The organism is Thiofilum sp. (assembly GCF_016711335.1).
In the GTDB taxonomy this organism is placed as follows: domain Bacteria; phylum Pseudomonadota; class Gammaproteobacteria; order Thiotrichales; family Thiotrichaceae; genus Thiofilum.
On the sequence record NZ_JADJTF010000001.1, the window covers coordinates 2,158,648 to 2,185,101 of the forward strand.

Here is a 26,454-nt window from a genome sequence, read left to right on the forward strand (position 1 = left end):
CGTTCTTAGTAAGTCTGTATATGGTTTGAGAAGCAATTAAAATAGATTTTGTTGATTTAATGGTGTGTGAAAATCAAGCAGCAAACTAATGATTTTTAAGTTGATTTTTTAAAAAGCAAATCTGTCTACTGGTCTAAAATGAATAAAGGGAGCTAATCATGAAATTAGCTCCCTTTAGCTAGGTAAAAGATTCTAACGAGTTATTTTTTATCGTTGGAGTCTTTGTCATCAAGGCGTTGAATACCTTCTTCTAGCTTGTGTACTGCCTTTTGAGCAAAACCACGCGCTTTGTCGAACAGACTTAAACCTTGCTCACTCAGATGCTCAGCCTTTTTAACTAAGTCTGGGTTTTTCTCCGCAAAACCATGCAGGGCTGATTTTGCCTTACCTAATAGTTCCTCACCTTTAGCGACTAAATCATTAGGCGTTTCAGGTGTTTTGTTAGGATTGGTTGAGAGGTGCACACTGATGGTGGGCATTTCATTAGGTGTAATAGGCGTGTTAGTAGGCTGCACACTATGAGGATTAATGCGGAAACTCGGCAGGTCTGGGCTAAAGATTTTTTTATCATAGCCAGATACCATAGTTTCTGTACCAGAGGCTTTTATACCAACAGTAGGAGGAACAGCGCTGCGAATATCAGCAAGTTTATCACTGGCTGCATCGGTGAGATTTCCAGCCTTATCAGCCACTGCCTCACCTGCTTCAACGACAGCTTCCTTAGCATCAGCAAGTGTATCGGTTGTGGCATCGACTACCTTTTCTGCTGTATCCACTACCGCATCTTTCGCATCAGCAGCCTTGTCGCTAGCGGCTTCAACTAAGTCCTCTGCTTTACCAACCACAGCTTCGCTGGTATCAACCACAGTTTCTTTAGCATCCGCGAGTGTGTCGCCTGCGGCATCGACTACGTTTTCTGCCGTATCCGCTACCGCGTCTTTTGCATCAGAAACCTTGTCACTAGCCGCTTCTACTAAATCTTCTGCTTTCTCAACCACGACTTCGCTAGTGTCAACGACAGCTTCCTTAGCATCTGCAAGTTTATCGCCTGCGGCTTCAGCCAAGTCCTCTACTTTCTCAACCACGGTTTCCTTAGCATCTGCCACTGTATCAATAGCTACCTCAGCAGCATTTTCAGCCTTATCCGCAACCGTGTGACCGGTATCGACCACGGCGTCTTTGACCTCCACTGCTTTATCGACTACCGCATCTTTAGCATCTACGACTTTATCGACGAACGTAGAACCCACCCCAAGCGCTACTGCACCTGCTGACGCTAAACCTGCTTTGAGTGAGCCAAACAGTGAGCTAGAGGTATCTTCCACAGATTCCGCAGTTGCCACCGCTTTATCGGCTACCGCGTCTTTCACATCAGCAACCTTGTGGCTAGCCGCATCAACTAAGTCTTCTGCTTTCTCAACCACGACTTCGCTGGTATCAACGACAGCTTCCTTAGCATCAGCAAGTGTATCGCTTGCGGTATCGACTACGTTTTCTGCTGTATCAGTAGCAGTTGCTTTCGCATCAGCCAGCTTATCGTTAGCCGCTTCTACTAAGTCTTCTGCTTTATCAACCACGACTTCCTTAGCATCTGCCACTGTATCAGTAGCATTTTCAGCCTTATCTGCAACCGTGTGACCCGTATCGACTACGGCGTCTTTGACCTCTACGACTTTGTCGACTACCGCATCTTTAGCGTCTACGACTTTATCGACGAGCGTAGAACCCACGCCAAGTGCTATTGCGCCGGCTGAGGCTAAGCCTGCTTTGAGTGAGCCAAATAATGAACTAGAGGTATCTTCCACGGATTCCGCCGCCGCTTCTGCTGTATCCACTACCGCGTCTTTTGCATCCACGAGCTTTTCAGTGGCAGTTTCTACTAAGTCCTCTGTTTTATCTGCAACAGAGTCACTGACTTCAATAGCAGCTTCTTTTGCATCAGCAACCTTGTCGCTAGCCGCCTCAACTAAGTCTTCTGCTTTATCCACCATGACTTCGCTAGTATCAACGACAGTTTCTTTAGCATCTGCCACTGTATCAATAGCTACTTCAGCAGCATTTTCAGCCTTATCCGCAACCGTGTGACCGGTATCAACAACGGCATCTTTGACCTCCACGGCTTTGTCGACTACCGCATCTTTAGCATCTACGACTTTATCGACCAGCGTGGAACCCACGCCAAGCGCTACTGCACCTGCTGAGGCTAAGCCTGCTTTGAGTGAGCCAAACAGTGAGCTAGAGGTATCTTCCAGGGATTCCGCCGCCGCTTCTGCTTTATCGACTACCGCGTCTTTCACATCAGCAACCTTGTCACTAGCTGCTTCAACCAAGTCCTCCGTTTTATCGACTACAGCCTCTTTAGCATCCGCAAGTTTATCGCCTGCGGCATCGACTACGTTTTCTGCCGTATCCACTACCGCGTCTTTCGCATCAACAACCTTGTCGCTAGCCGCCTCAACTAAGTCTTCTGCTTTATCGACCACCACTTCGCTAGTGTCAACGACAGCTTCCTTAGCATCAGCAAGTGTATCGCCTGAGGCATTGACTACGTTTTCTGCTGTATCGGCAGCGCTGTGACCGGTATCGACCACGGCGTCTTTGACCTCTATGGCTTTGTCGACTACCGCCTCTTTAGCGTCTACGACTTTATCGACGAGCGTAGAACCCACGCCAAGTGCTACTGCACCTGCTGAAGCTAAGCCTGCTTTGAGTGAACCAAACAGTGAGCTAGAGGTATCTTCCACGGATTCCGTTGCTGCCTCTGCGGTATCGATTACCGCGTCTTTTGCATCAGCAACCTTGTCGCTAGCCGCTTCAGCTAAGTCTTCTGCTTTATCCACCACAGCTTCGCTGGTATCAACGACAGTTTCCTTAGCATCAACAACCTTGTCGCTAACCGCTTCAACCAAGTTTTCTGTTTTATCTGCAACAGAGTCATTGACTTCAATAGCAGCGTCTTTTGCATCAGCAACCTTGTCGCTAGCCGCCTCAACTAAGTCTTCTGCTTTATCCACCATGACTTCGCTAGTATCAACGACAGTTTCTTTAGCATCTGCCACTGTATCAATAGCTACTTCAGCAGCATTTTCAGCCTTATCCGCAACCGTGTGACCGGTATCAACAACGGCATCTTTGACCTCCACGGCTTTGTCGACTACCGCATCTTTAGCATCTACGACTTTATCGACCAGCGTGGAACCCACGCCAAGCGCTACTGCACCTGCTGAGGCTAAGCCTGCTTTGAGTGAACCAAATAGTGAGCTAGAGGTATCTTCCAGGGATTCCGCCGCCGCTTCTGCTTTATCGACTACCGCGTCTTTCACATCAGCAACCTTGTCACTAGCTGCTTCAACCAAGTCCTCCGTTTTATCGACTACAGCCTCTTTAGCATCTGCTAGTTCATCGCTAGTAGCCTCAACTAAGTTTTCTGTTGTATCCGCAACGCTTTCACTGGTGTCAACAACAGCTTCCTTAGCATCCGCAAGTTTATCGCCTGCGGCATCGACTACGTTTTCTGCTGTATCTACCACGGCATCTTTTACATCAGCAACCTTATCGCTAGCCGCTTCAACCAAGTTTTCTGTTTTATCCACCACAGCTTCGCTAGTATCAACAACAGCTTCCTTAGCATCAGCCAGCTTATCGCCTGCGGCATCGACTACGTTTTCTGCTGTATCGGCAGCGCTGTGACCGGTATCGACCACGGCGCCTTTGACCTCTACGGCTTTGTCGACTACCGCATCTTTAGCATCTACGACTTTATCGACGAGCGTAGAACCCACCCCAAGTGCTACTGCACCTGCTGAAGCTAAGCCTGCTTTGAGTGAACCAAACAGTGAGCTAGAGGTATCTTCCACAGATTCCGTTGCTACCTGTGCTGTATCCACTACCGCATCTTTCGCTTCAGCAACCTTGTCACTAGCTGCTTCAACTAAGTCTTCCGTTTTATCAACTACGGCTTCGCTGGTATCAACGACAGCTTCCTTAGCATCAGCAACCTTGTCACTAGCCGCTTCAACCAAGTCCTCTGCTTTATCAACCACAGTTTCCTTAGCATCTGCCACTGTATCAGTAGCTACCTCAGTAGCATTTTCAGCCTTATCTGCAACCGTGTGACCGGTATCGACCACGGCGTCTTTGACCTCTATGGCTTTGTCGACTACCGCATCTTTCGCGTCTACGAATTTATCTACTAAAGTAGAGCCGACCCCAAGTGCTACTGCGCCTGCTGAGGCTAAACCTGCTTTGAGTGAGCCAAACAGTGAGCTAGAGGTATCCTCCACGGATTCCGTTGCTACCTGTGCTGTATCCACTACCGCATCTTTTGCATCAGCAACCTTGTCGCTAGTCGCTTCAACTAAGTCTTCTGCTTTATCGACAACGGCGTCTTTTGCATCAGCAACCTTGTCGCTAGCGGCTTCAACTAAGTCTTCCGTTTTATCAACTACGGCTTCGCTGGTATCAACGACAGCTTCCTTAGCATCAGCAACCTTGTCACTAGCCGCTTCAACCAAGTCCTCTGCTTTATCAACCACGGTTTCCTTAGCATTTGCCACTGTATCAATAGCTACTTCAGCAGCATTTTCAGCCTTATCCGCAACCGTGTGACCGGTATCGACCACAGCGTCTTTGACCTCCACGGCTTTGTCGACTATCGCATCTTTAGCGTCTACGACTTTATCTACTAAAGTAGAACCCACGCCCAGTGCTACCGCGCCTGCTGAGGCTAAACCTGCTTTGAGTGAGCCAAACAGTGAGCTAGAGGTATCTTCCACGGATTCCGCAGCCGCTTCTGCTTTATCGGCTACCGCGTCTTTTACATCAGCAAGCTTGTCACTAGCCGCTTCTACTAAGTTTTCTGTTGTATCCGCAACGCTTTCACTGGCGTCAACAACAGCTTCTTTAGCATCCGCAAGTGTATCGCCTGTGGCATCGATTACGTTTTCTGCTGTATCCACTACCGCGTCTTTAGCATCAGCAACCTTGTTGCTAGCCGCTTCTACTAAGTCTTCCGTTTTATCGACTACAGCCTCTTTAACATCTGCTAGTCTATCGGTAGTAGCCTCAACTAAGTTTTCTGTTGTACCCACCACAGCTTCGCTAGTATCAACAACAGATTCCTTAGCATCAGCAAGTTTATCGCCTGCGGCGTCGACTACGTTTTCTGTTGTATCAACAACGGCGTCTTTGACCTCTACGGCTTTGTCGACTACCGCATCTTTAGCGTCTACGACTTTATCCATCAGAGTGGAGCCAACGCCGATAGCGACTGCTCCTGCTGAGGCTAAACCTGCTTTGAGTGAGCCAAACAAGCTAGAAGAGTCAGTGACTTGATCAATAATCTCTTTGTCACTTGATACACTACTGAGGTTAATTGCTTCAGAGCTATCAGCACGGGTATGAGTAGTGGCTACGATCTCAGATAAAGTAGGTAATTCTTTAGCAGTAAAATGTGCCCAATAGGGAACGCCATCTGGAGTATCTTTGGCGGTAAAATGTGCCCAGTAGGGAACGCCGTCTGGAGTATCTTTAGCAGTGAAATGCGCCCAATAGGGAACGCCGTCTGGAGTATCTTTAGCGGTGAAATGTGCCCAATAGGGAACGCCGTCTGGAGTATCTTTAGCGGTGAAATGTGCCCAATAGGGAACGCCATCGGGAGTATCTTTAGCTGCAATGTGTGCCCAAGCAGGTACGGCTACTTCAGGTGCAGCAATAGGTGCTGCTATTTCAGGCGCAACAACAGATACGGCTACTTCAGGTGCTGTGACTGTACTTGCTGCACGAGGTTGTACTACCCAATCAGGTGTATCGATGCTAGGAGCACTAATCCCAGCTATTCCGCGCGTAAGCTCAACATGCGCATTAGGTGCTGTAATATCTGGCAAGCGAGTATCGAGAGAGGGCGTATTAAGATTAATTTCTGGAAGTTTTATATCATGACCAGCGAAATCTGGAGCAGGCATGTCTAAATCAATCTTATGCCCAGAGACTGGCGGTAATTCCAGATCAACTGTTGGCTTGCTCAGATTAAGGTCAGGCACATTCACACCGACCTCAGGTAAGTCCAGTGTAACCTCTGGAATACTAGGTGCGTCTATTTTAGGAGCGCTAATATCTAGATTAACATCAGCGATATCTGCTTTTTCTTTGTCACCTAATAATTTACTACCAATTCCCACGGCCGCAGCACCTGCTGTGGCTAAAGCGGCTTTACTCAAAGCATCGGTATTCAGTCTAGGTTGTCTTACTTCTGGATTCGGTAAGTCTAGCTCAGTGGTGAAGGTATTCACCGCCATTTTAGGCGTATCAATGTCTAAATGAGGGGGATTTAACGTGGTATTAGGTAAATCGGTATTGAGTCGAACTGACTCGGTGGCAACGCCACGACTAGCAGGCGAAGGGGTGCGCTGATCATTGTCATTAGTGACCACACGAGCGCTACTCACCGTCGATAGACGCGTTCTCTCTGCATCTAGGGCCGCATTAGTACGAGGTGTGTCATCAAGATTATAGGGATTACCTGTATAACTCTCCTCAACCTTCACAGCGTGTTTAGTGCGACAAAAGAGGCTAGCTAACCAACGTCCAATTAAGTACCCCAATAAGAGTGCAGCTAATAATAGGGCTAAAGACTCAAGATGAAAGAAATTGAAGTTCATGAACGCTCTCCACGCCGTTTACGAGGGAAGAACCAGCCTAGAATTAGGCCGAGTACGAATGCCAGCAGTAGCCAAGGCCACAAATTGACTAATAAATAGTGCATTACGTTGTCCTTTACTTGAGTTTAAATTCAATACGACGGTTTTGAGCGCGACCTTCTCTTGTTAGGTTGGACGCAACAGGACGGGATTCACCGTATCCTCTAACTGTTAACAACGCTGTATCGACACCTTTTCTCACTAAGTATTGTTTCACTGCACCAGCGCGTTGCTCGCTCAATAATTGATTATAGCCCTCATCACCGTCACTGTCGGTGTGTCCACCAATTTCAACTTTTAAATTACCTAAGACACCCGCACACTCCTGAGCAATCGCAGCTAGTATATCGAGTAAAGGATAACTACGTGGGCTAATCACAGCTTTATTTACATTAAACTGAATGGTTTTATCCCCCATTTCTTGGCTAAAACGGTTTTGGCACACTTGTTGTTTGTCATCTAATACCACAACAGGTTCTGGTTCAGGGACTACCACAGGTTCAGGTGTGGCGGTAGCAGTAGTATTAGTAGCAGTAGCAGTTCCTTCTGAAGTAGGTGCTAATGCTTGAGCATTGTTAGCCTCAGCAGCCGGAGTGGATGCAGTAGGGGTATTGAGTTGAATGGGCTCAGAGGAAGGAGTTGTCGTGGTATTTGCATTACCAGCCGTGCCAGCAGCAGGAGTAGGTGTATTCGTGGTGGTATTAGTGGCAACGGTTGGAGCACTAGCTGGCGTAGTAGGCTCTGTAGTCACGGTTGCTTCAGGTGTTGTTGCACTAGCAGTCGCTGGTGTTTGAGTTGTTGGCTCGGTTGCTGTAGTAGTGGCTACAGTACTAGGCTCGTTTGTTACCGGAGCAGGAGCATTACCATTGGCATTGCCCTCTGGAATACCCGGAGCAGCCATTGTACCTGTTGCATTAGCATCAACCGCAGCCGTGGTAGTAGCTAGAGCATTAGCCTCTGGAGCATTGGGAGTAGACGCAGTATTGGTTGCTGAGGTAGTTGCTGGAGTAGTTGCATCCGGTGTGGCTGTAGTAGTTGTGTTAGCAACACTAGCCGTAGTATTGGCAGTAGCAGCGTTTTGATTAGATTCTGCGCCTGCTGTGATCAGACCAGACGCTGTGCCTACCGCTAAAGTTCCTGCACCAGCAGCCGTATTATTAGCAGCAGTGGAGGTATTAACCACCGGATCACCTGCCACTTTTAAGCCAGAAGCATCTACCGTGCGCACACCATAGAGATTTTGAACGTTTTGAATAGCCTGAGTGCGGCTAGCCTCATCAGGGGCAATACCAGAGAGATATACGTCACGTCCTCGCTGATCGACTACCGGTTTTACCCAATCGTAGCCGAGCTTAGTCAAGGTTTCAGTAGAGCGTTGAGTCAAGTCTTGTTCGATAGGGTTTTGTTTATTCGCTATCATCCCTAGGTAGAGCAATCCAGCCCCTAATAGAGCGAGTAACCACCACCAAAGTGCGGGTAGACCGCCGCAACAGCATTTACGTTGTTCAGTTTTCATAGCTTGAAGAATACCTTATCTATCGTTAGGGATTACAAAACATGGCACGAGTCAGCCAATGAACTAGGGGTAAGCTATTGTTGACCCTCATTTGATCCATCGGTCGTTGATTGGCTGAGTTGTGTTCACTAACCTATTCAATAATGATGTTAGTTGATCCAAATTTAAACAAGTTAGGTGCTGAGGAGCAGGGCTAAACCTCAACAACACTAAACGAGTTTCCTATGATCTTTAGAGCAGATAGTGATAGGCTAATAGTGAATAGGGTCTGTGGCTTTTAAATGAACCTATTCAATCATTTAGCAGTTTTTTATCTACTTAAAACCTTACTTTAATAACAGTATGCTAAATTAATCTAAGTGATGAATACGCTAAGTAACAGATAAAATAGCTATCTAGTTTGATTTTACGTATTACAAAACCGAGTTTCTGATCTAAGTGTAGTGCTTATTTAACCAACCTACTGCTGTGTTTAGAGTAGATTATCAATATGCTTATTAATAATCCTAATCATAGCTCAGTTCTTTTAGAAAGGCTGTATTAAGCGTTGGATTTTTAAGACGGGCGATGCAAAATAGGGTTTATTCTTTGATTAAGTGTCTATAAAGCAGGGCATTCATGACTTCATATTTGGGAATGTATCCGTATACCCGTAAGCGTCGTATGCGTAGAGATGATTTTTCACGGCGTTTAATGTGTGAAAATGTATTAACTAGCAATGACTTAATTTGGCCAGTCTTCGTGTTAGAGGGCAATAATCGGCGTGAAGCAATTGCTTCTATGCCCGGCGTGGAGCGCTTAAGTATTGATCTGATGGTGGAGCAGGCAGTAGAGGCACATGACTTGGGTATTCCCGTGATGGCTTTATTTCCGGTCACACCCCAAGAAGCCAAGTCCGAGCGTGCTGAGGAGGCATGGAATCCCGAAGGTTTAGCGCAACGTGCCGTGCGTGCGATTAAACAAGCAGTGCCTGAACTAGGTGTTATGACTGATGTAGCTTTAGATCCGTTCACTACACACGGTCAAGACGGTTTGATGGATGAGTCGGGTTATATTCTCAATGATGAAACCGTCAGAGCTTTAGTCAAACAAGCCTTATCCCATGCCGAGGCTGGTGCGGATATTGTGGCTCCCTCCGATATGATGGATGGGCGTATTGGTGAAATTCGTGATGTATTAGAGCAACACGGTCATCTTAATACGCGCATTATGGCGTATTCGGCTAAATATGCATCGAGTTTTTATGGTCCATTTCGTGATGCAGTCGGTTCAGCAAGTAATTTGAAAGGTGGCAATAAGTACAGCTACCAAATGGATCCAGCGAATAGTAATGAAGCACTGCACGAAGTCGCTTTAGACCTGCAAGAAGGCGCGGATATGGTGATGGTTAAACCCGGAATGCCGTATTTGGACATTGTGCGTCGCGTAAAAGATGAGTTTAAGGTTCCAACTTATGTATATCAGGTCAGTGGTGAATACGCCATGCTCAAAGCAGCTGGTATCAATGGTTGGATTAATGAAAAAGCGTGTGTACTGGAGTCACTACTAGGTATGAAGCGAGCGGGGGCGGATGGTATTTTGACCTATTTTGCTAAAGACGTGGCTCAGTGGTTGAAAGCATAAATCAGCGATACCTTAATAGGTTTACATCGCGTTAGCAGGAACAAGTATCTTTGGTAATCTTGCTCATGGCTAGGTATAGGGCTTGAGAAATTTTCAAGCCCCGTTGCTATTAAAAAGAACCAAACAGCGTTCCCAGTATAATTAATAAAATCAATGCAATAATGGGGAATAAAACAGCAACCATAAAAATGTCTTTATAGGCTTGCTGATGTGTGAGACCACAAATAGCTAATAAAGTGACCACTGCGCCATTATGCGGTAAGCTGTCCAGCCCCCCTGTAGCAACCGTAGTGACACGGTGTAATAGTTCGGGGCTAATGCCTAAAGTTTGTGCTAATTGTAAATAGTCAGTACCTAGTGTTTGGAGCGCAATACTCATTCCACCCGAAGCTGATCCCGTGATACCAGCTAAAATATTGGTGACAATAGCCAAGGAGATGAGGGGATTACCCGAACCGATATTGTCTACAAAGGTTTTAATCAATTCAAAGGCAGGTAATGCCGCAATCACTGCACCAAAACCGACTAAGCTAGCCGTATTAAAAATAGGCAAGACGGAATCATTAGCTCCTTGTGCAATGGATTTCATAACGGTCTGAAAGCGCGACCAAAAAAGCACTAGGATTAATAGACTAGCGAGTGTGAGCGATACAATAATAGACCAAACGCCGCGCACCGCTTCTACTTGAGTAGCACCATAACGTGCCTCACTAAGATAGCCAGTATCCATGGCGGGTATCCAATAGGTGCTCACTAAGTAGTTTAATGCAATCACTACCATAATAGGCAGTAAAGCAAGGTAGAACGCAGGTAAGAGTGCAGCATCGCGCTGTTCAACCGATTGAGGCTCTGAGTGTTGTCCATAACCCTCACCTTGAGCGCGTGCTAAAGCGGCTTGACGATTGAGCCACCATTGGCCTAAGCCGAACATGACTAAGGCAGTGATAATGCCTAATCCGGGGGCGGCAAAAGGTGTTGTACCAAAAAATGGCATAGGAATAGCATTTTGAATTGCAGGTGTTCCGGGTAATGCGGTCATAGTAAAGGTAAAAGCGCCTAGCGCAATGGTGGCGGGTATCAAGCGTTTAGGAATGTCTGCTTGGCGAAAGAGTGCTGCGGCTATAGGGTAAATAGCAAAGGCGACCACAAAGAGCGATACACCTCCATAAGTGAGTACCGCACAGGCTAATACCACCGCTAATAAAGAGTGCTTAGAACCTAAGCGTTGCACCATACCTTGAGCAATTGATTCAGCGGCTCCACTATCTTCCATTAGCTTGCCAAATAAAGCGCCCAATAAAAATAGAGGAAAGTATTGCACCATAAATTGCCCTAAAGAGGACATAAAAACTTGCGTATAGGTAGCTAATAACGGAGTACCTACGGCAAAGAGTGTGGCAAATAAGGCCATGGCAGGTGCTAAAACTAAAATACTCATGCCTTTATAAGCCAGCCAAATGAGTAGCCCTAATGCTAATAATACGCCTAGTAAACCCATCATAGACTCACTCCTTTGGTGGTAGCATTAGAGCCAGTAAAAGATTGTACGGTATCTTGAGTTAGCCAATCAGGTTCAAAAGTCGAACGCACACCTAAGTCATCCCACGTTTGAGCCAGCCACTGATCCGCCAGTTGGCGTCCTTTATCGCGTAAATAGCTTAAATAAGCCCACTCAGCATTGAGCTTACTAGAAGCCTCTAAATCTAATAAAGCCTGATCCCCATGAATATTATGTAGGCGCATTTCACGATAGCGTTGGTCTTCAATACCCGCCTGCTCAATAAAATCACGGAGTAGCAAGATCATCCTTAGTTCTTTCAATAAACTATTATTAAACGTAATTTCATTGAGGCGATTGAGAATATCGTGAGCGGTTTTAGGTACATCTGGCCGCACAAACGGGTTAATTTGCACTAATACTAAATCGCGGGCCGCGCACTCATCAACTAAAGGAAATAGAGCAGGATTACCGGTATAGCCACCGTCCCAATAAGCTTCTCCTTCAATCTCAACGGCCTGAAACATAGAGGGCAGCGCAGCAGAAGCCATCAGCGTATCGGCATTAATGTCTGGTTGGCGGAATATTTTAGGACGTCCCGTGCGGACATTTGTAGCGGTCACAAAAATTTTAATAGCACGACAGGTATTGACACGCTCAAAATCTATAATAGTGCTCACTAAGTCACGTAAAGGATTGATATTTAGTGGATTAAGTTGGTAGGGTGAATACATGCGCGACAGATGATCTGATAAGATATAGCCTAACGAGTTTGCTAAGCTCCAAGTGCCACTTAAGCGAGACCAAAAGTCGCGTTGAATAGGGCTGTTGAGAGCGGCTTTACTAACATTACTCCAAAACTCGCTCAGCGCTTGCCGTGCTCCTTCTCGTCCTCCAGCTTCTAATCCATCAGCCAGTACTACTGCGTTCATAGCGCCAGCACTGGTTCCGCTAACACCCTCAATGGTCAATTCAGACTCTTCTAAGAGACGGTCTAGTACCCCCCAAGTCAATGCACCATGAGCACCACCACCTTGTAAGGCAAGTTCAATCGTTTTTTGAGCCATGTTTTTAATCTTTAAGATAACGAATATAGCGATTATAGTGCGGTGCAACAAAATTAAAATTTATCTTTTTAATACTGTGTCAATAACCCTATATTGTTGCAGTGCAAGTTGACGTTAACGTTATGGTATTCTAGTATCGGTGAAGTTCAATTACTGATGCACCCAATATGCAAAACAAACTTTGGACTATTTCTGAATTGGCTACTGAGCTAGGTATGACAGCACGAGCTATTCGCTTTTACGAGGATAAAGGCTTACTCAATCCTCAGCGCGTCGGGCTTAATCGTGTGTATAACTATCAAGATCGTGCACGCTTGAAACTCGCCTTACGTGGTAAGCGTTTAGGGTTTTCATTAGATGAGATTCGTGAGTTTTTAGATTTATATCAATTAGATATGACTAAAGTTACCCAGATGCAATTCCTATTAACACGCGTACAGGAAAAAGCGGCTCAATTGCGACGCCAGCAAGAGGATTTAGCCGCTATGTTGCACGAACTAGAGTCAATTGAGGCAGACTGTCAGCAGCATTTAGCTCAGACACCAGTCACCAAAGCATAAGTAATAGTTAAAATTAATTACGTTAGGAGCGTTTTATGAAACCAGTTGTGATAGCAGGTTATACCCGCACGCCTTTTACTTTGGCTAAAAAAGGTGGGCTAGTCAAAGTAAGACCTGATGATTTAGCCGCTGCCGCTGTGCAGGGTTTAATCGCTAAAACCGGAATTGATCCTAATCATATTGAAGATTTACAGCTCGGCTGTGCCTTTCCAGAAGGCGAGCAGGGACTCAATATAGCCCGTTTAGTGGTGTTACTGGCTGGGCTACCTCTCTCCATTGGTGGTGTGACCATTAATCGTTTTTGCGGCTCCTCTATGCAAGGCATCCATCAAGCCGCTGGTGCGATTCAATTAGGCGCAGGAGAGGCGTTTATTTGTGCGGGTGTGGAATCTATGACTCGCGTCAATATGGGTGGCTTTAATCCAGCACCTAATCCGAAACTATATGCCAACATGCCCGGTGCTTATATGAGCATGGGTATCACCGCCGAAAATCTCGCCAAACTCTATAATATTAGCCGTGCCGAACAAGAGCAATTTGCGGTCGCTAGTCATCAGAAAGCCTATACAGCACAACAAGCAGGCAAATTAGCCGATGAAATCGTTGCAGTCGGCTCAGTGGCTGAAGATGGTTGCATTCGCCCTGAAACCACTTTGGAAACCTTAGCGGGTTTGAAACTAGCGTTTGATGAAAACGGTACTGTTACCGCCGGCACTTCTTCACCGTTAACTGATGGCGCATCCGCCACTTTAGTCTGTAGTGAAGAGTTTGCTAAGGCACATGGCTTAGCTATTTTGGCACGGATTCGCAGTGTGGCTATTTCAGGTTGCGCACCTGAAATTATGGGTATAGGCCCAGTACTTTCCACCCAAAAAGCACTCAAACGTGCAGGTTTAACCGTCAATGATTTAGATATTATTGAACTCAATGAAGCGTTCTCTGCTCAGTCTCTCGCCTGCATTCGTGACCTCAATTTAGATATGAACAAAATCAATCTTGATGGTGGTGCGATTGCACTAGGTCATCCTTTAGGTGCAACCGGAGCAAGGATTACTGGAAAGGCAGCGAGTCTCTTGAAACGTGAAGGTAAGCAATTTGCTCTAGCCACTCAATGTATTGGGGGCGGTCAAGGGATTGCGACTATTCTGGAGGCTGTGTAAATGGACATCCGTAAAGTTGCCGTTATAGGTGCGGGCGTCATGGGGGCGGGGATTGCTGCTCATATGGCTAATGCACAGATTCCTGTTGTCCTGCTCGATATAGTGCCTAAAGATGCGACTAACCGTAATGTGGTCGCTGAAACAGCCGTCGAGAAAATGCTCAAAGCCGACCCTGCCCCCTTCATGAGTGCTCGTAATGCCAAACTCATTACAACGGGCAATATTGAAGATCATATGAGCCTATTGGCGGATTGTGATTGGATAATTGAGGCGGTTATAGAGCGCTTGGATATTAAGCAAAACCTCTATCAAAAAATTAATGCAGTGCGCCGTACCGATGCCATTGTGTCGTCTAATACCTCCACTATTCCCTTGCAGGATTTAGTGGCAGGTTTACCTGATAGTTTTGCCGAGTATTTTTTAATTACGCACTTCTTTAATCCACCGCGCTATATGCGTTTATTGGAAATTACGGGTGGCGTCAAAACTAAAGCTGAAGTACTCAATACTATTCGGCAGTTTGCGGATGTGCGTTTAGGTAAAGGTGTGGTTCCTTGTAAAGATACCCCCGGATTTATCGCGAATCGTATTGGTATCTACTGGATTCAAACCGCTATTTTAGAAGCTGTTAATTTAGGTCTGACCGTAGAAGAAGCCGATGCGGTCGGTAGTAAACCGATGGGTATTCCTAAAACAGGGGTATTTGGCTTATCTGATCTAGTCGGTATTGACCTTATGCCGCATTTAATGGAAAGCATGAAACGTACTTTAGCTCCAGAGGATGCTTTCCACGCCAAAGCCATTATCCCCGATTTTATCCATACCATGATTAAAGACGGTTACACCGGACGTAAAGGCAAAGGCGGGTTTTACCGTATTAATCGTGCGGGTGGGCAAAAAGTTAAAGAGTCGCTCAATCTTAAAACAGGTGCATATGCTCCTTCGGTTGAAGCCAATTTAGATAGTTTAAAAGAATCCAGAGCAGGCTTGGCTACTTTAGTGGCGCATGCTGATAAGGGTGGTCTTTATGCTTGGAAAGTGCTTTCTCAAGTCTTGTCCTATGCAGCGTCTTTAGTGCCTGAAATTGCTGACCAAATTCCTGCGGTCGATGAGGCTATGCGCTTAGGCTACAACTGGAAATATGGTCCTTTTGAATTGATCGATCAGTTAGGTGCAAAAAACTTTGCGGAGCGCTTACAAGCAGAAGGATTACCCGTTCCCGCTTTAGTGGGGTTAGCAGCCGAAAAAGGTAGTTTCTATCGGGTTCAAAACGGTCAATTAGAGTATTTAAACACCGATGGTACGTATCAAGTATTAGCGCGTGCAGAGGGTGTGTTACTCCTCTCTGATATTAAATTACGCTCTAAACCTGTCCTTAAAAATGGTTCGGCTAGTGTCTGGGATATTGGCGATGGGGTACTTTGCCTAGAATTCACCAGCAAAATGAATTCAATGGATCCGCAAATCATGGACATGATTGGCAAAACCATTACTTTAGTACAGCGCAGCTATAAAGCCTTAGTGGTCTATAACGAAGGCTCTAATTTCTCAGTCGGTGCGAACCTAGGTTTGTTGTTGTTTGGCGCTAATATTGCCACTTGGGATCAAATCGAGGCGATGGTCAAAGGCGGTCAAGATACCTATAAAGCACTGAAATATGCGCCTTTCCCGGTAGTGGGTGCACCTTCGGGTATGGCACTAGGGGGGGGATGTGAAATTTTATTGCATTGTGATGCAATTCAAGCCCACGCTGAAACCTATATGGGTTTAGTTGAGGTGGGTGTCGGTTTGATTCCGGGCTGGGGAGGATGTAAAGAAATGCTCACACGCTGGGTCACTAATCCCAAACGTCCGGGCGGGGCTATGCCTGCGGTAGCTAAAGTATTTGAAATGATTAGCACGGCAACAGTAGCTAAGTCGGCACAAGAAGCACAAGAGCTATTGTTCTTACGTCCAGCCGACAAAATCACTATGAACCGTAATCGCTTATTAGCCGATACTAAAGCGCGTGCTCTGGCTATGGTTGAGGGGTATCAAACTCCCGCACCTGTTGAACTCAATCTTCCGGGTAAAACCGCTAAAGTGGCGATGCAAATGGCGGTTACTGACTTCCGTAAAATGGGTAAAGCCACCCCGCACGATGAAGTGGTATCTCTGCAATTAGCTGAAGTATTAAGCGGTGGCGATACTGATATAACCGAAACAGTAAGCGAGGATGAGCTACTAGAGTTAGAGCGTTCTGCCTTTATGACACTCGTCCATCATCCCGATACCTTAGCGCGTGTTGAACATATGTTAGACACTGGTAAACCCTTGAGGAACTAATCATGCCTACTTATAAAGCACCCTTACGCGATTTACAGTTTGTCTATCAAGAATTATTTGATTCAAGCTCGCTTCAATCTCTAAAGGGGTTGGAAGAGGTCGATGCTGATTTAGTCGATAGTATTTTAGAAGAAGCAGGACGGTTTTGTGAAACCGTACTGCAACCCTTAAACCAGTCGGGTGATGAGGAAGGTTGTCATTTTAATAATGGTGCGGTGACTACTCCTAAAGGTTTTAAAGAAGCCTATCAAGCCTTTTGTGAAAATGGTTGGAGCGCAGTCACGGCCGATCCTACCTATGGCGGTCAGGGTTTACCTAAAACTCTTGGCATGATGGTTGAGGAGATGATTTGCAGCTCTAATATGTCATTTGGTATGTATCCGGGCTTGACCGAAGGCGCTTATAACGCCTTAGTCAAATTCGGCACAGATGAGCTGAAAAATACCTATCTCCCTAACATGGTCACCGGTGAGTGGAGTGGCACTATGTGCCTTACCGAGCCGCATTGTGGGACTGATCTAGGTTTAGTGCGTACTAAAGCAGAACCTCAAACCGATGGTTCTTATAAAGTGACCGGTACTAAGATTTTTATCTCAGCCGGTGAGCATGACTTAAGCACCAATATTATTCATTTAGTGCTAGCCCGTACTCCCGATGCGCCAGCGGGAATAAAAGGCATTAGTCTCTTTATAGTCCCTAAGTATTCAGTCAATGCTGATGGTTCGGTAGGTGCACCTAATGGTGTGAGTTGTGGTTCGATTGAGCATAAAATGGGGATTAAAGCCTCAGCGACTTGTGTGATGAACTTTGATGAAGCCACAGGCTATTTAGTCGGTACTCTGAATAAGGGTATGCAGGCGATGTTCCAAATGATGAACACTGCTCGTTTAGGCGTGGGGATTCAAGGCTTGGGCTTGTGCGAGGTGTCCTATCAAAATGCCGTAGCGTATGCGCGTGATCGTCTACAAGGTCGTGCTTTAAAAGCACCCTTCCAACCTGAAAAACCTGCTGACCCTTTATTCGTACATCCTGACATACGCCGCATGTTATTGACCATGCGGGCCTATACCGAGGGTAATCGTGCTCTGGCCATTTGGGTAGCGCGTAAATTAGACGAATCGGTACGAGCCACTGACCCCAAACAAAAGCAAAGTGCAGATGATTTTGTAGCCTTAATGACACCGATTGTGAAGGCTTTCATGACTGACTGTGCTATGGAGGTGACTAATCTTGGAGTGCAAATTTATGGTGGTCATGGGTTCATTCGTGAATGGGGTATGGAGCAATTTGTGCGGGATGCACGGATTACCCCTATTTATGAAGGTACTAATGGGATTCAAGCCCTCGATTTAGTGGGGCGCAAAATGGCACAAAATACCGGACGCTTATTACGCCCCTTCTTCCACGAAGTGAGTGAGTATTTAGAGATCAAAGCCTCTGACAGTAATGATGAGTTACAAGTGATGATTGGTGGGCTAATGAAAGCCTTCGGACGTTTACAACAAGCGACCGGATTTATTGCCCAACAAGGCTTAAAAGATCCCGATGAAGCAGCAGCAGCGGCTACTGACTACTTACGCTTATTTGCTCTAGTAGCGCTAGGGTATATGTGGTTACGCATGGCTGAGATTGCACTGGCTAAACGTGGACAAGGTGAAGCCGAGTTTTATCAGGCTAAACTAGATACCGCTCAGTTTTACTTTGCAAAACTGTTACCGCAAACAGGAGCGCTGCTATCGGCGATTTTGTCGGGTAGTCAGACTTTAATGCAGTTTAACCACGAAGCGTTCTAAGGAGTCCTAATTATGGAAATCGTTGTTAAACCGCATTTACATGAAAATATATTGACTCTGACGCTCAGTCGCCCAGCCTTTTTAAATGCCTTGACACTGGATATGGCGCGGCAATTAAAGGCCGAACTGTTACAAGCACAAGATAATGAGCAAGTACGCTGTATAGTCATTAAAGGTGATGCAGGTCATTTTATGGCGGGGGGCGATTTGGTGTATTTCGCGAGCACCTTGACTATGCCAGAGGATGAGCGCCACCAAACTGGATTGGAGGCTATTGCATTAGTGCACGAGACCATTACTCTCATTCGCTCGATTCGTAAACCTGTGCTGGCTTCAGCACAGGGAGCGGTGGCAGGTTTTGGGGTGAGTTTATTAGCAGCCTGTGATCTAGCCATTGCGGGCGCTGATTTAAAACTGACTTCCGCTTATTGCCAAATGGGATTATCGCCCGATGGTGGTTTTACTTACTTTTTGCCGCGTATGATTGGCGAAAAACGCGCTAAAGCCGTGACGCTATTAAATGATGTGTATAACGCTGAGCAAGCGCTACAAATGGGTCTAGTCAATCAAGTAGTCCCTGTAGAGCAATTACCCGAAAATACCTTGCTATTAGCACAACGTTTAGCTCAAGTCCCTCAACACGCATTGGCACAGGCTAAAGGCTTAATCAATCAATCCAGTGGTCATTCATTAGAGCAACAACTAACAGCAGAGCAACAAAGCTTTGCGGGTTGTATGTTAACGCCCGATTTCGCCCAACGGGTGACTGCATTTGTGAATAAAAGGAAAGCATCATGAGTACTTTACAAGGTAAAACCCTTTTCATTACCGGAGGCAGTCGCGGGATTGGGCTAGCCATTGCACTAAAAGCCGCCTCCGAAGGTGCTAATATTGCTATTGCCGCTAAAACGACTGAAGCCCACCCTAAGCTCCCCGGCACGATTTACAGTGCCGCCGAAGCGATTGAAAAAGCAGGCGGTAAAGCCTTACCTTTAAAGGTCGATATTCGTAATGAAGATGAAATTGCTGAAGCAGTAGCTAAAACGGTCGCTACTTTTGGTGGTATCGATATTTTGGTCAATAATGCTAGTGCGATTAATCTAACCGGCACGCTAGACACACCAATGAAGCGCTATGATCTGATGAATCAGGTCAATGCTCGCGGCACATTCGCTACCTCACAAGCCTGTTTGCCGGAACTGTTAAAGGCTGAAAATCCCCATATCTTAATGCTTTCTCCTCCCTTAGACATGAGTCCTAAATGGTTTAAACATCATACCGCCTATACCATAGCTAAATATGGCATGAGTATGTGTGTCTTAGGTTTTGCAGAAGAGTTTAAGGGTAAGGTTGCTGTCAATGCACTATGGCCACGTACCGTGATTTACACCGCTGCGATTCAGATGTTAGGTGATAGGGTTAAACCGGAGTACTGCCGTAAGCCCGACATTCTAGCGGATGCAGCCTGTGCTATTTTTAAACGTGATAAGACAGTGACCGGTCACTTCTATATCGATGATGAAGTATTGGCTGAGGAGGGTATCACGGATTTAACGTCTTATGCGGTAGCACCCGGACACCAGCTATTGGGGGATTTGTTCCTTAATTCTTGATAATCCGTATACTGATAACTATTACAACGCTAAGAGGAGGACGCATCATGGAAAAAGTGTGGTTAGACCATTACCCTGAGGGTGTGCCAGTAGATATTGACCCAGACCAATACAGCTCAATAGCCGATTTATTTCGCCGCAGCACTCAGCAATTCAGTCAGTTACCTGCCTTTAGTAATTTAGGTAAAACTTTAAGTTATAGCGAAGCGGATCAGCTTACGCGCCAATTCGCTGCTTATTTAACTCAAGAGGCTAAATTAAAAAAAGGCGACCGCATCGCCATTATGATGCCCAATTTATTGCAATATCCTATTGTATTATTTGGTGCATTACGTGCAGGCTTAATTGTTGTTAATACTAATCCTCTCTATACAGCCAATGAATTAGAGCATCAACTTAAAGATTCTGGTGCTCAAGCCATTGTCATTGTAGAAAACTTTGCTCATGTACTAGAAAAAGTGGTAGCACGTACTGAGGTCAAAACCATTATTACCACTGAGGTGGGTGATTTAGTCGGTGGCTTTAAATCCTTACTGATTAATTTTGTGGTGCGCTATCTTAAGAAAATGGTTCCAGCTTTTTCTTTGCCACAAGCAGTAAAGCTAAAGCAGGTTTTGAAAATAGGTAGCCAGCGTCTCAATAGTTACCAAGACCCCGTACTCAATAATCAGGATATTGCCTTTTTACAATACACGGGGGGTACTACGGGGGTTGCTAAGGGGGCGGTATTAACCCATCGCAATATGCTATCCAATTTATTGCAAGCCTCTAGTTGGACGACGCATTATTTAGAGGAGGGCAAAGAGGTTTTCATTACCGCTTTGCCGCTCTATCATGTGTTTGCTTTAACCGCGAATGCTTTATTTGCGATTAAAATCGGTGCGCATAATATTCTTATCACTAATCCGCGTGATGTCCCTACCTTCCTTAAAGATTTAAAGCGCTATCCTTTTACCTTTATTACGGGTGTCAATACCTTATTCAATCTGCTCTTGAATGCCAAAGGTATTGAAGAAGTCGATTTCTCAAAATTAAAAGTCGCTTTAGGGGGCGGCATGGCGGTACAAGAAGCCGTCGCTAAACGCTGGAAAGCGTTAACGGGAGTGGTGTTATTAGAGGCCTATGGTTTAACTGAAACCTCACCTGCGGTCTGTATTAATCCGGTCGATTTGCAAGAGTATAACGGCATGATTGGTTTGCCCCTATCGTCTACTGAAGTATCCGTACATGATTTAGAGGGTAATGAATTAGGGATAGGTGAAGCCGGAGAGTTATGGGTACGTGGTCCACAAGTCATGCGTGAATATTGGCAGCGCCCCGCTGAAACTGCCAAAGTTTTAACCGCTGAGGGTTGGCTTAAAACCGGAGATGTCGCGGTGATTAATGAGCACGGTTATGTGAAATTAGTGGATCGACTCAAGGATATGGTTTTGGTATCGGGCTTTAATGTCTATCCTAATGAAGTTGAGGATGCTCTAGCCTCCCATCCTAAGATTTTAGAGTCGGGAGTGATTGGGGTAAAAGATGAACATTCGGGTGAAATCGTCAAAGCTTTTATCGTTAAAAAAGACCCTAGTTTGACGGTTGAAGAGGTTCAGGAGCATTGTCGTCAATTATTGACTAGCTATAAATGCCCAAGACAAATTGTCTTTGTGGACTCTTTGCCTAAGAGCAATGTAGGCAAAATTTTACGCAAAGAATTACGTAATTTATCATAATAAATACTACGTTTAGCGTCACTTTTTAGTTGACGCTAACGTAAACTTACTGCCATTATCAAGCCCACAGCCCATCGTGAGGCGAGCTAGAGAGATCAGATATGAGCGCAATTGAACGGGATTCAATGGAGTTTGATGTTGTTATTGTCGGTGGTGGACCGGCGGGTTTAGCGGCGGCGTGTCGCTTGAAACAATTAGCCAATGAAGCAGGGCAAGAGCTAAGCGTTTGTTTAGTCGAAAAAGGCTCAGAAATAGGTGCTCATATTCTCTCTGGTGCAGTGATTGAGTCGCGTGCCTTAGATGAGTTATTTCCTGATTGGCATGAAATGGGTGCACCACTCAATGTAGCGGTGACGGAGGATGAGCTTTATTTGCTGCATAGTGCAAAGGGGGCGGTCAAATTACCCCATCTGTTTATTCCTGCGACTATGCACAATCAGGGCAACTATATTGTCAGTCTTGGAAATGTATGTCGCTGGCTAGCTGAACAAGCAGAAGCATTAGGCGTGGATGTATTCCCCGGCTTTACCGCGAGTGAAATTCTTTATCATGACGATGGTAGTGTGCGCGGTATTCAAACCGGTGATATGGGCATAGGTGCAGACGGTGAGCCTAAAGATAGTTTTACGCCCGGAATGGAGTTAATTGCTAAATATACGCTCTTCGCTGAAGGCAGTCGGGGTCATTTAGGTAAACAGCTTTATCAACAATTTAAGCTTGATGCAAATGCTGATGCTCAACATTATGGTTTAGGTATTAAAGAGTTATGGGATGTTGATCCAGCTAAGCATCAGCAAGGCAAAGTAGTACATGGCTCTGGTTGGCCTTTGGAAAAGTGGGCTATGCCCGGTGGTACAGGCGGTGGTTTCTTCCTCTATCACGCCGAAAATAACCAAGTCGTAGTCGGTTTGATTGTTGATTTAAATTACTCCAATCCGTATCTAAGCCCCTATGATGAGTTTCAACGCTTAAAGCATCATCCGGTCATTGCCCAAACCTTAGAGGGGGGTAAACGCGTCGCCTATGGTGCGCGAGCGATTACTAAGGGCGGTTTTAATGCTTTACCGAAAATGACTTTCCCCGGTGGTCTACTCATTGGCTGTAATGCGGGTACGCTGAACTTCTCCAAAATCAAAGGTACACATACCGCAATGAAAACGGGCATGTTAGCGGCTGAAGAGGTTTTTACAGCCCTACAGACAGGTGATGAAGGTGGCAGAGATTTAACGGGTTATGCCGAGCGTTTTAAACATTCATGGGTTTATGAGGAATTAGAGTCCTCGCGTAATTTTGGTCCCGCATTGCATAAGTACGGAGCGCTATTAGGCGGTACGGTTAATTATTTAGATCAAAACTGGTTCAAGGGTAAATTGCCTTTTACCTTGCGTGATAATCATCCCGACTATGCTCGATTGAAACCTGCTAGTGAATGCAAACCGATTACCTACCCTAAACCCGATGGTAAGTTGAGCTTTGATAAATTGACCTCGGTCTTTTTATCCAATACCAATCATGAAGAAGATCAACCTTGCCATTTACGTTTAAAAGATCCAACCATTCCGATTCAGTCTAATCTGCCGAAATATGCTGAGCCTGCCCAGCGTTATTGTCCGGCGGGGGTATATGAAGTGGTAGAGGATGCGAGTGGGGTACGGTTCCAAATCAATGCGCAAAACTGTGTGCATTGCAAAACGTGTGATATTAAAGACCCCGCACAAAATATTACTTGGGTGACACCAGAGGGCGGTGGTGGCCCTAATTACCCGAATATGTAAAAGAATGAACTAAAAGCAGTGGGGTACTTCTGGAGCAGTCTTGTTGGCATGGATGCCAACTTGTAGCGTACAGGGATGTATTTACAGCGACTGCGGAAGAAGTGCCCCACCGCTTTTTAGCAACGAATCAGTTTAAGGAGTAGAGTCATGCCTAGAGAGTTAAAAGTCGGTGATAAAGCCTCAGTAACCCGTCAATTCACGGATCAAGATGTGCGCTTATATGCTGAACTGTCTACCGACCGCAATCCGGTGCATTTGGATGAGGCATTTGCAGCGACCACGCAATTTAAACAACGCATTGTGCACGGTATGTTAGTGGGCAGCATGTTTACTGGGTTAATGGGCGAGGAGTTACCCGGTAATGGCTCGATTTACATGACGCAAAATTTGAATTTTAAAGCTCCGGTTTATTTAAATACCGATGTGACTGCAACGGTTGAAATTACTAGCATTCGTGAAGGTAAACCGATTGTGACCTTAAGCACTATTTGCACGGATAACGACGGCAAAGTATTAGTGCAAGGTGAGGCAGTGATGTATGTGCCTTGGCTGAAAAAGGCTTAAGTTATTTAATTTGTCGAAGTTTTCAGAGGCAAACATAGCTGTTTGCCCGTTATATTTAGCCTATTTACTATCTTGCCGCAAAATCCCAATAGCGTGTAATGACTGACCTAAGACTGGACAAAAATAAGCTCAATAAAAGCATCAAATAATGCTTCAGGTTGCAATTGCCGATCTAAAAATAGCCCATTCCAAATAATGCTTAGCAGACCGGGTGAGAGCATCAGCATAGGGTACTCTATCAAAGCTTCAGATTTTATTTCCCCCCTAGCTTTGGCTTGTTTAGCTAAGGTTTGAATAGCGGATAAAACAGGTTCCAATACAACTCGTTGATATACAGCAACCAAACTGGGAAACCGAGGGCCTTCGGTAATAATTAAGCGCAACAAATCAGCCTTATGTGATTTTTGTAAATCAGCCATAAAGGGGCGTATAGCTTGGCGCAGAATTTCTTCAATACTTCCTGTAGGTTCTAAGTTCGGGTTTTGCAGTGTCTGTACAGTACTGCCAAGAGCTTGCACGAGTACACCTTCAAATAAAGCCTCCTTAGTTGGATAGTAGCGATAGAGGGTTCCTTTGCCTAAGCCCGCTTGTTGAGCCACATCGATCATGCGAGTGCCTTCAAATCCACCGCTAATAAATAACTGAAAAGCAGCTTTGACAATTCGAGTTTGAGTTTCGGCCGTTTTAGCCGGACTGAGACCACGCCCTCGCCGTTGCTTTTGAGCTTGATGTTCGTGATTGCATTCGTTTTCCATATAAACATGATACCGCAGATTGAATCAATGGTTTTTTATGACTATAGGGTCACTTTTATTTACATTAGTGACCGGTGAGTCTATTATACATGGAGCAAGCAAAATTGCTTTTCATATGAGCTTCTTATGTAAATAGGTGGTGGAGATTAGCTATGACTACTCATTTAGCCAAAGATAAACCTAAGGTATTAGTGGTGGGTGCAGGTCCAACAGGGCTATTGCTCTCTTTAGTGCTAATGCGGCAAGGTGTGCAAGTTCGGTTGATTGATCAAAAGTCTGGTCCAATAAAAGAATCGCGTGCTATGGGAGTACAAGCAAGAACGCTAGAGTTTTATCGTCAATTGGGTTTAAGCGAAGCTCTGGTTAAGTTGGGTGTGCAAACTGAAAACACTCATCTGGGGGTTAATGGACGTAAAGTTGCTCAATTTTCATTGAAAAATATGGGTCAAGGATTGAGTCCCTATCCCTATCTGCTGACCTTAGCTCAAGATGTACATGAGTCGTTTTTAGTAGAACAATTAGCTGCTTGTGGTCTTTACGTGGAATGGAGTACCACTTTAAAGACTCTCGCTCAGGATGGAACTACCGTTAAAACCATTGTCATTTTGCCGGATGGCTCAGAGGAAGAGATAGAGACATCTTACTTAGTTGGCTGTGATGGTGCTCGGAGTACTACGCGACAGGCTCTTGGTATAGCTTTTGGCGGTGGTACGAGCGAGGGATTATTTTATGTGGCAGATGTAGATATTGGTCGCAACAATCAAGACGTGCATGTCGGAATTGCACCAGACACCTTAGCGTTAATGATGCCAGTACGCACCAGTGGTATGCAGCGTATTTTAGGAATTGTGCCTAAAACCATTGCCACACAAGCAAATATTTCGTTTAACGATGTTAGTCAAGATAGTGCTCATTTACTGAATATTAAAGTGAAAGCTGTCAACTGGTTCTCAACCTATCGAGTTCACCATAGGGTAGCTGAGCGTTTTCGAGAGGAACGGTGTTTTATAGCGGGAGATGCCGGTCATATTCATTCACCTGTTGGAGGTCAGGGCATGAATACAGGATTAGGTGATGCGATGAACTTAGCTTGGAAACTGGCTCAAGTGATTAATAATAGAGCAGATGCTAAACTATTAAATACTTATGAGCCTGAGCGCATTAAGTTTGCAAGGCAATTGATTAACACGACGGACGGCATGTTTCAAAAAATGACTGCTGAAGGGTGGTTCACGCGCTATTTAAGAGTGAGCATTGTGCCATCAATAATAAAGCTGTTAACGCGTTATCCAATAACTAAACGTAGTTTATTTAAAACAGTGAGCCAGATTCGTATTGCCTATACCGATAGCCCCTTGAGCCAAGGTAAACAGGGACGTATTTCTGCTGGTGAACGTTTACCTTTTGTCCCTGAAATTGATAATCACCAGTCTCTCAATTGTCTCGATTGGCAGCTTCATATCTATGGAGAACCCTCAAAGTCTCTGACTGAGCTAGTGGCAAAACTTGGATTAACTATTACCCTTTTTCCTTATAGTCCTGCTGTGAGAAAGGCTGGTTTTGCTCGTAATCAAGCTTATTTAATTCGTCCAGATGGTTATATTGCACTCATTATGACTAATCAAAACTCAACTCAGCTCGCCGATTATGTGCAAACTTGGGGACTAAAATTTTCTCCTCAGAATGGGTAGCGTTAAGATCCTAGAGTTGCTACTGCCGTTTGGTATGACGCAATGCGACAATGGCTTCCTTATCTTTGTTAGGGGTGATTAGCCTGAATTTAACCTAA

General features: G+C 45.4%; 16 protein-coding genes. 11 read left to right on the top strand and 5 right to left on the bottom strand.

The genetic code is table 11. The features are described from left to right. Window positions 1–200: 200 nt before the first annotated feature. Entirely contained in the window at window positions 201–6,659 is a 6,459-nt protein-coding gene (locus IPL34_RS10320) for a hypothetical protein (RefSeq protein ID WP_296841360.1), read from the bottom strand. Window positions 6,660–6,774: 115 nt separating this feature from the next. Beyond that, window positions 6,775–8,214, bottom strand: a complete 1,440-nt coding sequence (locus IPL34_RS10325) for an OmpA family protein (RefSeq protein ID WP_296841362.1) — start codon at window positions 8,212–8,214, stop codon at window positions 6,775–6,777. A gap of 618 nt (window positions 8,215–8,832) precedes the next feature. On the opposite strand from IPL34_RS10325, the gene hemB reads away from it, so the two are divergent. Next, window positions 8,833–9,837 (top strand): porphobilinogen synthase, encoded by a 1,005-nt coding sequence (gene hemB / locus IPL34_RS10330; protein WP_296841364.1) that lies wholly within the window; start codon window positions 8,833–8,835, stop codon window positions 9,835–9,837. A gap of 109 nt (window positions 9,838–9,946) precedes the next feature. Here the strand turns inward: hemB and IPL34_RS10335 are convergent, their stop codons facing one another. Then, window positions 9,947–11,338 carry a GntP family permease gene (locus IPL34_RS10335; RefSeq protein ID WP_296841365.1) on the bottom strand — a complete coding sequence of 464 codons (1,392 nt, stop codon included), beginning with the start codon at window positions 11,336–11,338 and terminating at the stop codon, window positions 9,947–9,949. Further along, window positions 11,335–12,402 (bottom strand): patatin-like phospholipase family protein, encoded by a 1,068-nt coding sequence (locus IPL34_RS10340; protein WP_296841366.1) that lies wholly within the window; start codon window positions 12,400–12,402, stop codon window positions 11,335–11,337. The genes IPL34_RS10335 and IPL34_RS10340 overlap by 4 nt, the downstream gene beginning before the upstream one ends. A gap of 167 nt (window positions 12,403–12,569) precedes the next feature. On the opposite strand from IPL34_RS10340, the gene IPL34_RS10345 reads away from it, so the two are divergent. The 9 genes from IPL34_RS10345 (at window position 12,570) to IPL34_RS10385 (ending at window position 23,910) form a co-directional block, all read left to right on the top strand. Further along, window positions 12,570–12,962 (top strand): MerR family DNA-binding transcriptional regulator, encoded by a 393-nt coding sequence (locus IPL34_RS10345; RefSeq protein WP_296841368.1) that lies wholly within the window; start codon window positions 12,570–12,572, stop codon window positions 12,960–12,962. 35 nt (window positions 12,963–12,997) lie between these two features. After that, window positions 12,998–14,122, top strand: coding sequence for a thiolase family protein (locus IPL34_RS10350; RefSeq protein ID WP_296841370.1), 1,125 nt, complete (start codon window positions 12,998–13,000; stop codon window positions 14,120–14,122). After that, a complete protein-coding gene (locus tag IPL34_RS10355; RefSeq protein WP_296841372.1) occupies window positions 14,123–16,447 on the top strand; it encodes a 3-hydroxyacyl-CoA dehydrogenase/enoyl-CoA hydratase family protein in 2,325 nt (774 codons plus the stop codon). Window positions 16,448–16,449: 2 nt separating this feature from the next. After that, window positions 16,450–18,240, top strand: coding sequence for an acyl-CoA dehydrogenase C-terminal domain-containing protein (locus IPL34_RS10360; protein WP_296841374.1), 1,791 nt, complete (start codon window positions 16,450–16,452; stop codon window positions 18,238–18,240). Between the two features lie 12 nt (window positions 18,241–18,252). Next, on the top strand, window positions 18,253–19,038 hold the full coding sequence (locus IPL34_RS10365; protein ID WP_296841376.1) for an enoyl-CoA hydratase-related protein: 786 nt from the start codon (window positions 18,253–18,255) through the stop codon (window positions 19,036–19,038). After that, on the top strand, window positions 19,035–19,853 hold the full coding sequence (locus tag IPL34_RS10370; protein ID WP_296841378.1) for an NAD(P)-dependent oxidoreductase: 819 nt from the start codon (window positions 19,035–19,037) through the stop codon (window positions 19,851–19,853). Before IPL34_RS10365 ends, IPL34_RS10370 begins: the two co-directional genes overlap by 4 nt. 47 nt (window positions 19,854–19,900) lie before the next feature. Further along, complete coding sequence (locus IPL34_RS10375; RefSeq protein WP_296841380.1) at window positions 19,901–21,571, top strand: AMP-binding protein; 1,671 nt, start codon at window positions 19,901–19,903, stop codon at window positions 21,569–21,571. A gap of 101 nt (window positions 21,572–21,672) precedes the next feature. Then, a complete protein-coding gene (locus tag IPL34_RS10380) occupies window positions 21,673–23,346 on the top strand; it encodes an electron transfer flavoprotein-ubiquinone oxidoreductase (RefSeq protein WP_296841382.1) in 1,674 nt (557 codons plus the stop codon). A 147-nt stretch (window positions 23,347–23,493) separates the two neighbouring features. After that, on the top strand, window positions 23,494–23,910 hold the full coding sequence (locus IPL34_RS10385; protein WP_296841383.1) for a MaoC family dehydratase: 417 nt from the start codon (window positions 23,494–23,496) through the stop codon (window positions 23,908–23,910). A 107-nt stretch (window positions 23,911–24,017) separates the two neighbouring features. Here the strand turns inward: IPL34_RS10385 and IPL34_RS10390 are convergent, their stop codons facing one another. Then, window positions 24,018–24,665, bottom strand: coding sequence for a TetR/AcrR family transcriptional regulator (locus IPL34_RS10390; RefSeq protein ID WP_296841384.1), 648 nt, complete (start codon window positions 24,663–24,665; stop codon window positions 24,018–24,020). Window positions 24,666–24,817: 152 nt separating this feature from the next. Here IPL34_RS10390 and IPL34_RS10395 point away from each other — a divergent pair, with 152 nt between their 5' ends. Next, a complete protein-coding gene (locus IPL34_RS10395) occupies window positions 24,818–26,356 on the top strand; it encodes an FAD-dependent monooxygenase (RefSeq protein ID WP_296841385.1) in 1,539 nt (512 codons plus the stop codon). Window positions 26,357–26,454: the final 98 nt, after the last annotated feature.

What these genes read in the sequence shown, in the direction of transcription:
- IPL34_RS10395 (WP_296841385.1), top strand. Translation starts at nt 24,818, where the DNA reads ATGACTACTCATTTAGCCAAAGATAAACCTAAGGTATTAGTGGTGGGT.
- IPL34_RS10390 (WP_296841384.1), bottom strand. Translation starts at nt 24,665, where the DNA reads ATGGAAAACGAATGCAATCACGAACATCAAGCTCAAAAGCAACGGCGA.
- hemB (WP_296841364.1), top strand. Translation starts at nt 8,833, where the DNA reads ATGACTTCATATTTGGGAATGTATCCGTATACCCGTAAGCGTCGTATG.
- IPL34_RS10355 (WP_296841372.1), top strand. Translation starts at nt 14,123, where the DNA reads ATGGACATCCGTAAAGTTGCCGTTATAGGTGCGGGCGTCATGGGGGCG.
- IPL34_RS10320 (WP_296841360.1), bottom strand. Translation starts at nt 6,659, where the DNA reads ATGAACTTCAATTTCTTTCATCTTGAGTCTTTAGCCCTATTATTAGCT.
- IPL34_RS10375 (WP_296841380.1), top strand. Translation starts at nt 19,901, where the DNA reads ATGGAAAAAGTGTGGTTAGACCATTACCCTGAGGGTGTGCCAGTAGAT.
- IPL34_RS10365 (WP_296841376.1), top strand. Translation starts at nt 18,253, where the DNA reads ATGGAAATCGTTGTTAAACCGCATTTACATGAAAATATATTGACTCTG.
- IPL34_RS10370 (WP_296841378.1), top strand. Translation starts at nt 19,035, where the DNA reads ATGAGTACTTTACAAGGTAAAACCCTTTTCATTACCGGAGGCAGTCGC.
- IPL34_RS10345 (WP_296841368.1), top strand. Translation starts at nt 12,570, where the DNA reads ATGCAAAACAAACTTTGGACTATTTCTGAATTGGCTACTGAGCTAGGT.
- IPL34_RS10325 (WP_296841362.1), bottom strand. Translation starts at nt 8,214, where the DNA reads ATGAAAACTGAACAACGTAAATGCTGTTGCGGCGGTCTACCCGCACTT.
- IPL34_RS10335 (WP_296841365.1), bottom strand. Translation starts at nt 11,338, where the DNA reads ATGATGGGTTTACTAGGCGTATTATTAGCATTAGGGCTACTCATTTGG.
- IPL34_RS10340 (WP_296841366.1), bottom strand. Translation starts at nt 12,402, where the DNA reads ATGGCTCAAAAAACGATTGAACTTGCCTTACAAGGTGGTGGTGCTCAT.
- IPL34_RS10350 (WP_296841370.1), top strand. Translation starts at nt 12,998, where the DNA reads ATGAAACCAGTTGTGATAGCAGGTTATACCCGCACGCCTTTTACTTTG.
- IPL34_RS10360 (WP_296841374.1), top strand. Translation starts at nt 16,450, where the DNA reads ATGCCTACTTATAAAGCACCCTTACGCGATTTACAGTTTGTCTATCAA.
- IPL34_RS10385 (WP_296841383.1), top strand. Translation starts at nt 23,494, where the DNA reads ATGCCTAGAGAGTTAAAAGTCGGTGATAAAGCCTCAGTAACCCGTCAA.
- IPL34_RS10380 (WP_296841382.1), top strand. Translation starts at nt 21,673, where the DNA reads ATGAGCGCAATTGAACGGGATTCAATGGAGTTTGATGTTGTTATTGTC.